The organism is Rhodocytophaga aerolata (assembly GCF_030503435.1).
GTDB lineage: Bacteria > Bacteroidota > Bacteroidia > Cytophagales > 172606-1 > Rhodocytophaga > Rhodocytophaga aerolata.
In genome coordinates this window covers 236,223-250,273 of sequence record NZ_JAUKPO010000002.1, presented here as the reverse complement: position 1 = coordinate 250,273, position 14,051 = coordinate 236,223, and the positions used below count along the sequence as shown (strand labels likewise).

At 44.3% G+C, this 14,051-nt stretch carries 12 protein-coding genes; 1 reads left to right on the top strand and 11 read right to left on the bottom strand.

The window, feature by feature from the left end; genetic code table 11:
- Window positions 1-224: 224 nt before the first annotated feature.
- From mdh to Q0590_RS05450, 9 genes are all read right to left on the bottom strand, one after another.
- Window positions 225-1,163, bottom strand: a complete 939-nt coding sequence (mdh, locus tag Q0590_RS05490) for a malate dehydrogenase (RefSeq protein ID WP_302036491.1) — start codon at window positions 1,161-1,163, stop codon at window positions 225-227.
- Window positions 1,164-1,402: 239 nt separating this feature from the next.
- Window positions 1,403-1,933: a cyclic nucleotide-binding domain-containing protein gene (locus Q0590_RS05485; protein WP_302036490.1), complete on the bottom strand. Its 531-nt coding sequence runs from the start codon at window positions 1,931-1,933 to the stop codon at window positions 1,403-1,405.
- 68 nt (window positions 1,934-2,001) lie between these two features.
- Window positions 2,002-3,330 (bottom strand): tRNA lysidine(34) synthetase TilS, encoded by a 1,329-nt coding sequence (tilS, locus tag Q0590_RS05480; protein WP_302036489.1) that lies wholly within the window; start codon window positions 3,328-3,330, stop codon window positions 2,002-2,004.
- A 134-nt stretch (window positions 3,331-3,464) separates the two neighbouring features.
- Window positions 3,465-4,592, bottom strand: a complete 1,128-nt coding sequence (locus Q0590_RS05475) for a vWA domain-containing protein (RefSeq protein WP_302036488.1) — start codon at window positions 4,590-4,592, stop codon at window positions 3,465-3,467.
- On the bottom strand, window positions 4,589-5,506 hold the full coding sequence (locus tag Q0590_RS05470) for an AAA family ATPase (protein ID WP_302036487.1): 918 nt from the start codon (window positions 5,504-5,506) through the stop codon (window positions 4,589-4,591). Before Q0590_RS05470 ends, Q0590_RS05475 begins: the two co-directional genes overlap by 4 nt.
- A gap of 157 nt (window positions 5,507-5,663) precedes the next feature.
- The gene (locus Q0590_RS05465) at window positions 5,664-6,497 is read right to left on the bottom strand and encodes an FAD binding domain-containing protein (protein ID WP_302036486.1); all 834 of its coding nucleotides are present in this window, start codon (window positions 6,495-6,497) and stop codon (window positions 5,664-5,666) included.
- 243 nt (window positions 6,498-6,740) lie between these two features.
- Window positions 6,741-9,125, bottom strand: coding sequence for a xanthine dehydrogenase family protein molybdopterin-binding subunit (locus tag Q0590_RS05460; RefSeq protein WP_302036485.1), 2,385 nt, complete (start codon window positions 9,123-9,125; stop codon window positions 6,741-6,743).
- Complete coding sequence (locus tag Q0590_RS05455; RefSeq protein ID WP_302036484.1) at window positions 9,122-9,601, bottom strand: (2Fe-2S)-binding protein; 480 nt, start codon at window positions 9,599-9,601, stop codon at window positions 9,122-9,124. The genes Q0590_RS05460 and Q0590_RS05455 overlap by 4 nt, the downstream gene beginning before the upstream one ends.
- A 52-nt stretch (window positions 9,602-9,653) precedes the next feature.
- The gene (locus Q0590_RS05450; RefSeq protein ID WP_302036483.1) at window positions 9,654-10,112 is read right to left on the bottom strand and encodes an SRPBCC family protein; all 459 of its coding nucleotides are present in this window, start codon (window positions 10,110-10,112) and stop codon (window positions 9,654-9,656) included.
- Between the two features lie 417 nt (window positions 10,113-10,529).
- Between Q0590_RS05450 and Q0590_RS05445 the strand changes: the two genes are divergently transcribed.
- Window positions 10,530-12,173, top strand: coding sequence for an ABC-F family ATP-binding cassette domain-containing protein (locus Q0590_RS05445; protein WP_302036482.1), 1,644 nt, complete (start codon window positions 10,530-10,532; stop codon window positions 12,171-12,173).
- A 354-nt stretch (window positions 12,174-12,527) separates the two neighbouring features.
- Here the strand turns inward: Q0590_RS05445 and Q0590_RS05440 are convergent, their stop codons facing one another.
- Complete coding sequence (locus tag Q0590_RS05440) at window positions 12,528-12,971, bottom strand: hypothetical protein (protein WP_302036481.1); 444 nt, start codon at window positions 12,969-12,971, stop codon at window positions 12,528-12,530.
- Between the two features lie 88 nt (window positions 12,972-13,059).
- On the bottom strand, window positions 13,060-13,932 hold the full coding sequence (locus Q0590_RS05435) for an FRG domain-containing protein (RefSeq protein ID WP_302036480.1): 873 nt from the start codon (window positions 13,930-13,932) through the stop codon (window positions 13,060-13,062).
- Window positions 13,933-14,051 lie beyond the last annotated feature (119 nt).

Genomic DNA, 14,051 nt, shown 5'->3' with positions numbered 1-14,051 from the left:
GGAGGGTGGTATACAAATCAGCAGTAACTACTGCTTCTGAAGAGGATAACTAGCCGATGTAAAATGCGGTATATGTGTTCAATAGGTTGATTTGCAGTAATTTAGTTAAAATAATTTGACCAACAGATCCTGTTTTTAACGAATATTCTGCTGAGCAATAAACAATAAAAAAGTGATAAACCGGGTTTATCACTTTTTTGCAAAAACAAAAGAATTTTAGCTGCTTAGCTTTTCTCAACGATGTTGTCCAGAACCTGCATTACTTCCGTTACTTTCTGTCTGGAAACTTCCAGCAGGGCTTTTTCTTCGTCGTTCAGCTTAAGTTCAATAATTTTTTCGATACCATTTTTACCCAACACAACCGGCGCGCCCAGGTAGCAATTATCAATGTCGTATTCGCCTTCCAGCTTCAAGCAAACCGGGAATATTCTGCGTTGGTCTTTTACAATGGCTTCTACCATTTGTGCGGCAGCCGAGCCAGGCGCATACCAGGCAGAAGTACCCATTAGTTTTACCAGTTCGCCTCCTCCATTAATGGTACGGTTTACAATGGCATCCAGTTTGTCTTTGGCAACCAGTTCAGTTACCGGAATACCGCCAACAGTAGTATAACGCGGCAAAGGTACCATTGTATCGCCATGGCCACCCATTAGCATGGCTTGTATGTCTTTTGGTGAACAATTAATTTCGTCAGCCAGAAAGGCTCTGTAACGGGCTGTATCCAGGATACCTGCCATACCCATTACTCTGGTACGGGGCATTTTAGAAGTAATATGCGCACAATACGTCATTACATCCAGTGGATTGGAAACCACAATAATGATGGCGTTAGGAGAGTGTTTTACTACATTTTCTGTAACCGAACGCACAATGTTAGCATTCGTGGAGATAAGATCATCGCGGCTCATCCCTGGTTTGCGGGGTAAGCCAGAGGTAATGACTACTACATCCGAATCGGCTGTCCGGCTATAATCATTCGTTACGCCTATAGTGCGGGTATCATACAAATCGATTGGGGCTTTCTGCCAGATATCCAGGGCTTTTCCTTCGGCAATCCCTTCTTTGATATCTAATAATACTACCTGGTTACCTATTTCTTTATAAGCGAGGACGTCGGCACATGTAGCACCCACATTACCTGCTCCCACTACTGTAATTTTCATATAAGTATACGAGTTTAGTGAACAAAATACATTTTACACGCGCGAATTTATAAGTTATCGTGCGGAATTGCTAATACTGGTCAGGTAATCGTGCTATTTTTTTACTGGATCGATCCAACTTCCTGACAAGGTTTTTCCCTTAAGCAAGCCTGTTATGTAAGGAAATACGTTGTATTTTATCAACAACCAAGGGATAGAAAATATATGTGCTGTCTTGTTTTCTTGCTTCAATCAAAAGTTTACATATTCATTTCGTCCATGTATGCCTGGCTAAGATCAAAAAAACCAAAGGTAGATTGGTAGGCTTTAAACAAGTTAAGGGTACGTTGGTTATACAACTCGCAAAGAGCTGTAATCATTTTGGCCCGTATCACCACATTGGCTTCAAATATTTCCACAATATTCACCTGCGGAAGTACATACAGATCGCAGTAATCTGAATCGACTACGGCATTGTATGCCCGGCGGCTATTTTCCAGCACCGCATTGTTGCCAAAAGACTCGGAAGGGCGGGCAAACTTCAAAAATTCAAATTTGTCGGCTACGTCAATATTAATCATTACCCGGCCGGTTTTAACTATATACACAGCTCTGCTCGGGTCATTCCTGAAAAAAACAGCTTCTCCACGAGTATAATTACGCAGGTGCAGGTGCGGAAAAAAAACAGCCATTTCCTCTTGTGTCAGCTTTTCAAACAGATAATTTTTAGAGAAGAACCTGAACAAATTCATCTCTTTGATGGAGTATGTTTTCTTAAATGGATTAATCATACAGCAGTAATCGTATATAGATTTAATTATCTACCAATAAAATTATATGTCAGCAAAGGGTTTAAGCTTTAGCTGATTCGGGCAGTTATCTGCAAGATATGTTCGGTTTTCTCCGTAATCTTAAACCGGTTATCTATCCGTTGTCCAATAATCCACACTATGGAGCCATTGGATGTCAGCACCCAAATCTTGCTTTTCAAGTTAAGCGGAATTTTTACATCTATCAGAAAATCGCTTAATTTCTTCTTTTTATTCATCCCTAGCGGACAAAACCAGTCGCCTTGCTTCCACTGGCGCAGCTTTAAGGGGAATTGTATAAGTTGTTTATCCAGACAAGCAATATTTGCATCAGTAGGAATGCTGAAATTTTTTGCAGATACCTCTTGAAAGCGTAATTCCAGGCTTTCGTTAGAAAAAAAATCTTGGTTTTCTGTTATAGTAGCACTGATGAATTGCTGTACCTGCTTGGGGGTGATAATAAGTTCTGTACGGTCTTTTACCAATGTATGGGTGGGTGATTCAAACCTCCGGCCTGGCTCAGCCTCCAGTACCTGCCATATATCCTGAGCCTGGGTGTAAGAAAAATGGGTTTCTTTAATTAATTCATAAAGTTTAATTAGTGGTTCGGTTTCCTGCTGCAGGAAGGTAAAATCCAGGTATTCCACGTCTCCCTGCTTCCGTATTACTTGCTGCCGTACCCGTTCTACTTCTGCCTGAAATATATGTTCAACGGCGGTAAGCCGTTCAATGGTTTGCTCCATCGTGCTTTCCAGCGAAGGATTAATCTTTTTAAGCAGGGGAATCACCTCATGGCGAATCAGGTTCCGTTGGTATTTTATAGATTGATTCGAGGAATCTTCCCGCCAGGCTAATTGATTTTCGACTACATAGGCATGTATTTCTTCCTTGTCGGCAAACAAGAGGGGGCGGATGAGCCTGTTTACTTTTGGTTGTATGCCATGCAAGCCGGCAATGCCAGTGCCCCGGGTTATATTTAATAGCAAGGTTTCTACACTATCGTTCAGGTGGTGTGCAGTGGCTATATAGGCATACCCTTCTGATTCGGCTAAGCGGTTGAACCATTCATACCTTAAGGTACGGGCAGCCATCTGGATAGATATTTTTTCTTTTTCTGCAAAAGCAGCCGCCTCAAAATGGTCACTATAGAAAGGGGCTTTATACTTTTTTGCCAGCTTTTTTACAAATAATTCATCTTCATCGGATTCTTCGCCCCGTAAGCCAAAGTTACAATGGGCAATAGCAAAAGGAAAATTTGCCTGATGAAATAAGTGGCACATGACCACAGAATCGATCCCCCCGCTTACAGCCAATATAACTTTGTCGTTGGGAGTGAACAGCTCCTTGTCTTGTACATACGCTTTAAACTTTTCCAGCATACAGGTATTGTGTTAGCCTACTTCTTTTATGGCTGCTTATTTCAAAAAGCAGATACCAAATTGTAAAGGTAGCATAACTACTATGAATTTAGCTATAGTAAGCAAGTCTACAGAATTAAATTAGGATACGTATGTTATAATCTAAGCCATTGACTGAGCTTCTGTAGACTTTCGGCATTGTGTACCGGGGCTAATACATCTATATAGGGTAAGGCAGCCTGCATACCGGCTACTTGTGGTTTGTAAGCAGTATATCCGGCCAGAGGGTTCAGCCAGATTATTTTCCGGGCTCTGGCATGTATCGTTTCCATGCTTTCCTGGACTAATTTTACATCTCCTGTATCCCATCCGTCACTGAGGATAATTACAATAGTTTGTTTATTTAACAAACGTTGGGCATAGTGTGTAACAAAGGTATGCAGGCTTTCACCGATACGGGTGCCACCACTCCAGCTTGTGGGTTGTACGCTGAGTGTTTGGAGCGCCTGAGCAAAATCTGTCTTCTTTAATAGAGGAGTCAGGTGCTGTAAGGAAGTACTGAAAGCAAAGGTTTCTATGCGGCTGTACACCTGGCTAAAGGAATACATAAACTGCAGCAGAAATGCCGAATACAACTCCATGGACTTACTGACATCACACAATATCACCAGTTTAATGCGGTTCTTTTTTGGTTTTTTAAAAGCAATTTTCAATAATTCTCCCCCTAGCCGCATATTTTTCCGTAAGGTTCTGCGCAGGTCTGGCTGGGTTTGTTTGATGGTTTTTTCATACCGTCTGTTTGCCTGTGCCGCCAGCCTTCTGGATAAAGCTTTGATAATACGCATCATCTCCTGCAGTTCATCGGCTGGCACTTTGGAGAAATCTTGCCGCGAGAAACTTTCCTGAAAACTATAGGAAGCCGTTTGCTCCTCTTCTTCATGTTTATTTCCGTTCAGCCATGATTTCAATGCTTTAAAAGAAGCCTCATTAACACCCGGTTTTAAGCTTGGTTTAGCTTTTGTTTGTACTTTAGAATCCAGGGCTTTATCTATCTCTTTCCAATAGTGAGTAAATAATTCGTCAAACTCTTGTAACTGAAGCTGGCTGCGACAAAGTACAGCTTTGAGGGCTATGCGGAATACATCCCGGTTGCTATAGTCTATATAGGTTAGGCTGGTCAATGCAAGTGTTTCTTCTTCTACACCTAGGGCAAAGCCTTTTTGGCGCAGAAAACGGCAGAAATGGACTATATTTCTGGATAAGGAAGTATGGCGGGTAATCAAAGATTATCAAGTTTGGAGTATACACCGGTTTTTTCCAGCAGTTCACTCAGGCTCATTTGTACCTGCCGGGTGTCGTGCCAGTCTTTGATGAGTACACCCAGTGTTTGCTCTATAATAGCTTTATCCAGATGGTCGATGTGTAGCGCAGTTAAAGCCATGGCCCAATCCAGGGTTTCGGCCACTCCGGGTGTTTTCTCCAGCTTCATCTGGCGGAGTTGTTGCATGAAGCGGCATATCTGCTCGCCAAGTCTGGCATCTATTTGTGGTACTTTCTGGCGTACAATGAGCCATTCTTTTTCAAAATCCGGATAGTCAATATACAGGTACAAGCAGCGGCGGCGCAAAGCTTCGGAAAGTTCCCGGGTGCGGTTGCCGGTAAGAATCACCTGCGGAATGTGCGTAGCGGTAATGGTGCCAATTTCTGGTATCGTGATCTGCCATTCGCTGAGTACTTCCAGTAAAAAACTTTCAAATTCTTCATCAGAGCGGTCTACCTCATCAATCAGCAAGACGGGTTTGCGGGAATGAGTAATGGCTTGCAATAATGGCCGCTTCATCAGGAACTGGTCACTGAAAATGGTTTGCTCCTTTTCATCTACCGATTGCTGCTCGCGTTCTACCATTTTCAGGTGTAGCAGTTGCCGCTGGTAATTCCATTCATATAAAGCATGGGTGGCATCCAGGCCCTCGTAACATTGCAGACGGATCAGGTCGGTTTGCAAGGCTCTGGCCATTACTTTAGCAATTTCAGTTTTACCTACGCCTGCCGGCCCTTCCACCAGCAGTGGCTTATTTAACTGAAGCGAAAGAAACAGCGACATAGACACTGATTCATCGGTGATGTAGCCTTGCTCCAGCAGTAAGCTGCGGATGTCGGCTAAGGTAACGTTATTAAGATTTTTGTGGGCTTCCAATCTACAATAGTATAATTAGTAGAGCCCCCTAAAGAGAACTATATATATTAGTATAGTATCTTAAGGGGGCTGCATAAAGTAAAACCTTAATAGAGGAGCTTTGTGAAACACTGTTTACACCTCTACAAACGATCCTTTCTCCGTAAACACAGTATAGCTATGCGATAGCTTGTAATGCCCGCTTCAAATACACTTTTGCCAGATGTCTGCGGTAATCCTCAGAAGCAAAATTGTCACTTAAAACGTTCACCCCATATACAGCTGCATTCATTGCATCCGCAATAGTATTTGTGTCCAGAATTTTTCCCGAAACCACCTGCTCGGCAGCGGTATCTCTAAAGGCATAGTCGGCTACGCCAGTAAAGGCAATCGTGGTTTTTTTATCAGAAGAGCGGAGCACCGCACAGCCCACTACGGCAAACCTGGAAGCCGGATTTTCGAACTTCAGATACACCATACGCGACCCATTAGCTGGTATAGGAATGCGGATAGCGGTAATAATTTCGTTTTCGGCCAAGGCTGTTGTAAACAAGCCGGTAAAAAAATCAGCAGCTTTGATATTCCGTTTACCGCCAGTGCCTACCACATCAATGGTTGCCTCTGCTACCAGTACCAGTGCCGGCCAATCCGCAGCCGGATCGGCATGGGCCAGGCTTCCGCCAATGGTACCCCGGTTCCGTACCTGTACATCGCCAATCATACTGGCCGCTTCATGAAAAAACGGAAGATGCGTTTTAATGAGGTCATTGTTCAGAATGTCGTTGTGGGTGGTGCCGGCTTTGATGATAATCTGCCCGTCTTCTTCCTCTATGCCTTTGAGAGAGGCAATGCCTCCGATATCAATCAGCATGGACGGCTGATTGAGGCGCAGTTTCATGGCAGGGATCAGGCTGTAGCCTCCGGCCAGAAGTTTACTATCTCCACTGGATAAAGCTTCCAAAGCTTCTTCCACAGAGATGGCTTTTTTATAGTCAAATTCAACTGGAATCATTTGTGTTGTGGTTAGATTTACAGAATGTAGAAATATATTCTACTTATACCATTTTAATCAAGCAGGAAGTAAGTATTGACCATACACCTTACCGAGAGTTTTGCCCTCATGGCCGGGCAGGCCTCGCTTTTGCAACAGCCCTGTATAGAATCCGCACAAACCCACTGACTATGCTAAAGATTCTATCAGGTGCCTTTTGCAAAAGCTGTTATCAGTTCTTTATCTAAGTTTTGTTGTTTAGATTTAATTCACACTGGCCTGCATGGCCCGCCACACTCTTTCGGAGGTTAAAGGCATGCGGATATCCTTCACTTTATGGCCGCCGCTCCACAGGGCATCAATTACTGCATTTACCACAGCAGGGGTAGCACCTATGGTTCCCGCTTCGCCGGCTCCTTTGGCTCCTAGTGGATTATGTGGGCAAGGCGTAACCTGATTGGTAGTTTCAAACATGGGTAAGTCGTCGGCCCTGGGCATGCAATAGTCCATATACGAAGCGTTGGTAAGCTGGCCATTGCTGTCGAATTCGGCTCCTTCAAACAAGGCTTGTCCTATACCTTGCGCCACTCCGCCATGAATTTGTCCTTCCACAATCATAGGGTTTATTATATTTCCTACATCGTCTACAGCAATAAACCGTTTTAGCTCTACCTTACCTGTTTCTTTATCTACCTCTACTACCGCAATATGGCAGCCGAACGGATAGGTAAAGTTGGTAGGGTCATAAAAACTGGTGAAATCCAGACCGGGTTCGAGATCTGCGGGATATACATGGGGCACATAGGCAGTTAACGCTACATCGCCAAAGCTGATGGATTTATCGGTGCCTTTTACGGTAAACTTGCCATTGGCAAATTCCATATCACCGGCATTGGCTTCCAGTTTATGGGCGGCTATTTTCTTGCCTTTTTCTATCACCTTATCAATACTTTTTACGATAGCCGAACCACCTACCGCCAGACTCCGTGAACCATAGGTACCCATACCGAATGCCATGCTATCACTGTCGCCATGGACGATTTCTATATCTGCCATGGGTATACCCAGCCTGTCGGCTACTACCTGCGCAAACGTTGTTTCATGGCCTTGCCCGTGTGCATGTGTACCAGTGTAGATCGTTACTTTGCCGGTGGGCTGTACCCGCACCTGGCCCATTTCATATAAACCCGCTCTTGCACCTAACGCTCCGGCTACTGCTGATGGTGCCAGACCACATGCTTCTATATAGGTGGAAAATCCAACCCCGAGCAGTTTTCCGTTCCGGGTGGCTTCCTGTTGTTTTTTGCGGAAATCATCGTAGCCAAGCATGGATAATCCTTTTCTGAGCACCCCTTCATAATTTCCGCTATCGTACAGCAGGGCTACCTGTGTCTGATAGCCTGGCTGATTTGTTCCATCAAAAGGTGGGACGAAGTTCTTAAAGCGAATATCTGCCGGATCCATACCCATTTCCAGCGCAGCCAGGTCAATGAGGCGCTCCAGCAGGTAGGTAGCCTCCGGCCGGCCTGCTCCCCGGTAGGCATCCACTACGGTGGTATTGGTGAACACACCAGTTACATCTACATTTATTTTGGGAGTAGTATACAGCCCCTGCATTAAGGTACCGTAAAGGTAGGTGGGTACAGCGGGGCCAAACGTGCCCAGATAAGCACCCTGATTTGCATAGGTTTTTACCCGCAGTGCCAGAATTTTACCTTCTTTATCAAATCCCATTTCGGCTTTGGTAACATGGTCGCGTCCTTGCGCATCTGATACAAAGCTCTCACTGCGCTCTGCCGTCCATTTTATGGGCCTGCCCACTTTTTGAGATGCCCAGGTAAGCAGGGCTTCTTCTGCATAATGATCGCCTTTGCTTCCAAATCCACCCCCTACGTCCGGGCCAATTACCCGCACCTTATGCTCCGGAATACCTAATACAAAAGCCGACATGAGCAAACGGATCAGGTGCGGGTCCTGGGTACTGGTATATAACGTATATTTTTCATTGGCCTCGTCGTAAAAGGCGTTGTAGCTGCGGGGTTCAATGGCATTGGCTATCATGCGCTGATTTACAAACTCCAGACTTGTAATATGGGCGGCCTCCAACATAGCCTGATCTACTTCTGCCTTGGAATTGCCTAATTCCCAATCGTAGCAGATATTGTTGGGTACATCCGCATGAACCTGGGGAGCCCCTGGTTTTACAGCCTCGGCGGCATTCACTACTACCGGCAACTCTTCATAATCGACCATCACCATTTGTGCGGCATCTTTTGCTTGTTCGCGGGTTTGGGCAACCACCATTGCCACCGCATCGCCTACATGCCGAACTTTGTCGGCTACCAGCAAAGGATGTTTAGGCTCTTTCATGGTATCTCCATTCTTGAAATTCACCTGCCAGCCACAGGGTACACCATTAATGGCTTCCACATCTTTTCCGGTATAAATGGCAAGCACCCCAGGCATATCTATAGCGGCTCCTGTATCTACATTCACTATCCGGGCGTGTGCGTAAGGGCTCCGCACAAAGTAGGCATAGGTCTGTAAAGGCAATATAATATCATCGGTATATTTTCCTTTACCAGTAACGAAGCGTTTGTCTTCCACCCGTTTCACGGATTTTCCGACCATTCCATTCATTGTGCTCATACTGGTACCTCCTCTTTCTTAAGTTTGTTGGCAGCATACTGTACGGATTTTACAATGTTCTGATAACCGGTGCAGCGGCACAGGTGCCCTTTCAAACCATGGCGTATCTCTTCCTCGGTAGGATTGGGATTAATTTTCAGGTATTCATCCATCGTCATCAGAATGCCCGGGGTGCAGAAGCCACATTGGAGGCCATGCATCTCTTTAAATCCTTCTTGCAGCGCATGCAGTTCTCCATTGGTCGACAAGCCTTCTACCGTTGTAATTTCACAGCCATCTGCCTGTACGGCAAACAGGGTGCAACTTTTGGTAGCATTGCCATCTACCTGCACTGTGCAGGCACCGCAGATACTGGTATCGCAGCCTATGTGGGTGCCTGTGAGACGCAATACATCCCGCAGGTAATGGACAAGCAGTAACCGTGGTTCTACGTCATGGGTGTAGTCCACGCCATTCACCTTTACACGAATTTGCATAGGAATAGGGGTTTATGGTGAAAAAATCTATACGAGTCTGATAATTTATCCGCTACACTTTTTCGGTGTTGGAGCCAGCCAGTTCTTTTTCCAGATTGCTGAAGAATTGTTTGGTTAAGGTGTTGGCTACGCCACTAATTACCCGCTGCCCCATACCCGCCAGCAATCCCGAAAGTTTGGCATCGCCATCGAAAGCCACTTCTGTTTGTTCCCCATTTAGAGGGATTAAGTCTACCTTAATAGCGGCATTGGCATTGCCGATCTTGCTGTTCTGCTGCACTTTCAAGGTGAAATTCGTTGGCTCTGTAATGTCTTGCATTTGTAGATTACCCGAAAACGATCCATTTACCGGGCCCATCTTGATCTGGATGGTAGAGGTATACGCATTTTCGCCTGTTTGTTCCAGTTTTGTAATTCCCGGAACTATCCTGGCTAGTGTAGGAGTATCCATCAGCTTCTCCCAGACTTTAGAAGGGGCTGCATTCAAAACTTGTTTGCCAGTTAGCTGCATATCGGTACGTTTTGATTGGAAACTATGTCAAATACAAAACTAGAACCGGATTATCTTAGGTATAAGTTTACCAAACGTGTTGTCTTCATCCTAGATACCCTAGATACAGTCCGGTTGAGATAAGAGCCTGATGAATTTTGCTGGTTTACTCATCAGGAGTGGTGAACAGAAATTTGTAAAAAAAAATCTGATAATGCCAGCAATATCTATTATTTTATTTTGAAATTTTAGAACATTTCCAGGTGAGATTAAGGAAGAAATGGTGAGAACCTAAACTGAACCTTAGATAGTATCAAATGTGATAAAGTTCCTGACAGGTTGTGGCTTGCTCATTTCTGACAATCCTTTCATTTTCAAATTCTCTCATCTTCACATTTCCACATTAATCCCTATCTTTGCGGCTTATTTTATTTTACCATGATTTCAGTTGACTCCCTCACCGTCGAGTTTAACGGCTCTGCGCTGTTCAGCAATATTACCTTCAACATCAATGAGAATGACCGCATAGCCCTGATGGGGAAAAACGGTGCGGGAAAATCCACTTTATTAAAGATTATTGCCGGCGTAAACAAGCCTACCCGCGGCAAAATATCGGCACCCAAAGATGCCGTTATTGCCTATCTGCCCCAGCACTTACTGATCGAAGACGACAGCAATGTATTTGAAGAAACGTCTAAGGCGTTTGGTAAAATACTGGCCATGAAAAAGCAGATAGATGAGCTGAATCATGCCTTGGAAACACGTACCGATTATGAGTCAGATGAATACAGCAAAATTATTGAACAGGTATCGGACCTGAGTGAGAAGTATTATTCCATTGAAGACAGCAATTTCGACGCAGAGGTGGAAAAAACTTTATTAGGCTTGGGTTTTCTACGGAGTGATTTTACCAGGCCCACCAAAGAGTTCAGCGGCGGCTGGCGGATGCGGATAGAACTGGCTAAAATTCTGCTGCAAAAACCAGACTTAATTCTCCTGGATGAGCCGACCAACCACCTGGATATTGAGTCTATTCAGTGGCTGGAAGATTTTCTGGTAAACAATGCAAAGGCCGTAATTGTGATTTCCCACGATAAAACCTTTGTAGATAATATTACCAACCGCACCATTGAAGTAACGATGGGCCGCATTTACGATTACAAAGCTACCTATTCGCATTACCTGCAACTACGCAAGGAGCGGAGGGAGCAGCAGCAGAAAGCTTTTGATGAACAGCAACGGCAAATTGCCGATATTCAGGAGTTTATAGACCGCTTTAAAGGTACCTATTCCAAAACCCTGCAGGTACAGTCGCGGGTGAAGATGCTGGAGAAGATGGAAATTCTGGAAGTAGATGAAGTAGATACCTCGGCCCTGAACCTGAAGTTTCCGCCGGCTCCCCGTTCTGGCAACTATCCGGTAATTGTAGAAGGATTAACCAAGAAATACGGCGACCATACGGTGTTCAAAGATGCCTCTCTTACCATTGAACGTGGACAAAAAATAGCCTTTGTGGGCAAAAATGGCGAAGGTAAATCTACGCTGGTAAAAGCCATTATGGGCGAAATAGACTATGAAGGCAGACTTCAGATGGGCCATAACTCTATGATCGGCTACTTTGCCCAAAACCAGGCTTCCCTCCTGGACGAAGACCTGACCGTGTTTCAGACGATAGATAATATTGCCGTTGGCGAAATACGTACCAAGATTAAAGATATCCTGGGAGCCTTTATGTTCAGTGGCGATGCTATTGAGAAAAAAGTACGGGTACTTTCCGGCGGTGAAAAAACCCGCCTGGCGATGATTAAATTACTTTTGCAACCAGTCAACTTGCTTATCCTGGATGAGCCTACTAACCACCTGGATATCCGCACCAAAGACATTTTGAAAGATGCCCTGAAAGCCTTCGACGGAACCCTGATTCTGGTATCGCACGACAGAGATTTTCTGGATGGCCTGGCGACTAAGGTATTTGAATTCGGCAACAAACGCATTAAGGAGCATTTTGAAGATATTAATGGTTTCCTGCGGAACAAAAAAATGGAAAACCTTCGGGAGATTGAGCGGAAGGGCGTTAAGTAAAAGGCAACTTTGCAAAGTGCTTTTGACAAAAACTAGCCATATGCCTTTTCAAAATTGCTTTCCCTGCTTTTCCTCCTATCGCTTATCTTTTTGCTTTGTTTTCATTGTTCACCGAAAATAGCAGATACAGCAGTAGCTTACTGTGGAAAACGAAGAAATACCAGATGGATGATAAGCGTACGAATACTGGTAAATCTATATATGTCTTTTTAAAAGCCAGATAGAACAAATAATCTGGCTTTTATTTAGTTCACTTTGCCTCTTTTTTCTTAATCGGCCCAGTGGATTTCTACTCAAGTATTCTATGGAAAAGTTAGTACATAAGCCCTCCCATAGAGTACTTGGCCGAATAGTCTATTTATCTTTTGATAACAGGTGTAAAATGGCGGCTGTTGCCAATCCGCCGACTAAATACCAGGCAACGGTCATTGCTTTTGTCTGCGGGGTACGGGAGCTGGGAGCATCGCCAATACCCATGGGCTTTGGTAATACAATGGCACCGATACCTGCTGCCAATCCTAAACCGGCGGCCCGTAGCCAGAGGGTATCTTTGTTTCCGATACCAGCTAGGCTGTAATACAGTGTGTTAGAAATGACATCGCCTACCAAAGCAGCCGTATGCAATTGCTTCCCCTGAGGAGGTTGTATGTCTGCCTTACGCAGGTATTTATCAATAGTACGCATTCCCAGCAAATCCATTCTGGGAGCATCCGGATTAAATTGCCTTACTGTTTCATGAAGCAGAGTGAGCGCAGAAGCACCGGCTAATCCGGCACCGGCTGATTGTAAATAATTCATAGGTTATGTGGCTGTAGGTTTAATAATTCAATTTTGTATATATTCTCTTTTTATACGTGTATGGGGCTGTTGTAAATAGGTATTTCTTCTACAACATACCATCCATTTCTGCCGGACCCAGGTGCCAGGGAATATTCAGTAACTGCGTTCCGTCATCGCCCTTGTGGGGAGGTGCAGAGGTATAATGGCGCTTTAACCACTGACTTAAACCAGCTAAACCTGGAAACAACACCCTTTCAGTAATATTGGCCTGGTCTAATTTATCTCTGATTTCCCACTTTAAACTGGCAGGAATAATTATACGGAAATATAGTTCGGAATGATTTTGCAACCACTGGCTAAGTATGGCATGTGGCGTAGACATCATAGAGAACAAGGCAAACTGATGTACAATTCGCGCATCCAGCGAAGGTGGCTCCAGAAATAAAACAAAGGGTTCTTCCTGTAAAGAGGCTAGTTCTTTTAATGAAGCACAGACCGGTTCCAGTACATCTGGTGTAAATACATTGGACCCTTCGTTATAAATGGCTTCCTGTAATTTTTTGGGTAAATACTGGGTTGATTTTACATAGTTTACACACCAGATAGCAGCATCTTTATCGTAATGACCCAGATGAGCCGTAGCAAAGTGCAAAGCCACATATGGCGAATATGTCCAGTCCAGAAGGCGGGTAGGTAACCCGTGATGCTGTGCTACAGCCAGCCAGTTCCATACTGAATTTCCGGGAGAAGGATTATTATGTGCATACTTTCTAAAATTGCGCAATATATGCGGTTCCAACCGGTCATAAGCACCTCCCAGGCGAATCAGGCTGGTTTTTAAATCAAAGTTCTTATTCCACAATCCGCGGTATAGGTAGGAAGACCGGTAGCGATTAATATTTTTATCCCAGGAGTCCTGAAAAAGGGCTACCTGGAGTTCTTGCCAATTTTGAACAATAATATCTTTAGGAGTTTCCATATATATGAGACAAGCCAGTCAATACCCAATTTTTCTTCAGCCAATCAGCTGCTATAGTATTCTCTTACGTGCTTTTTGTGCGAAGGATAAGGCAGAAGACGATTTTACATATAATAGAC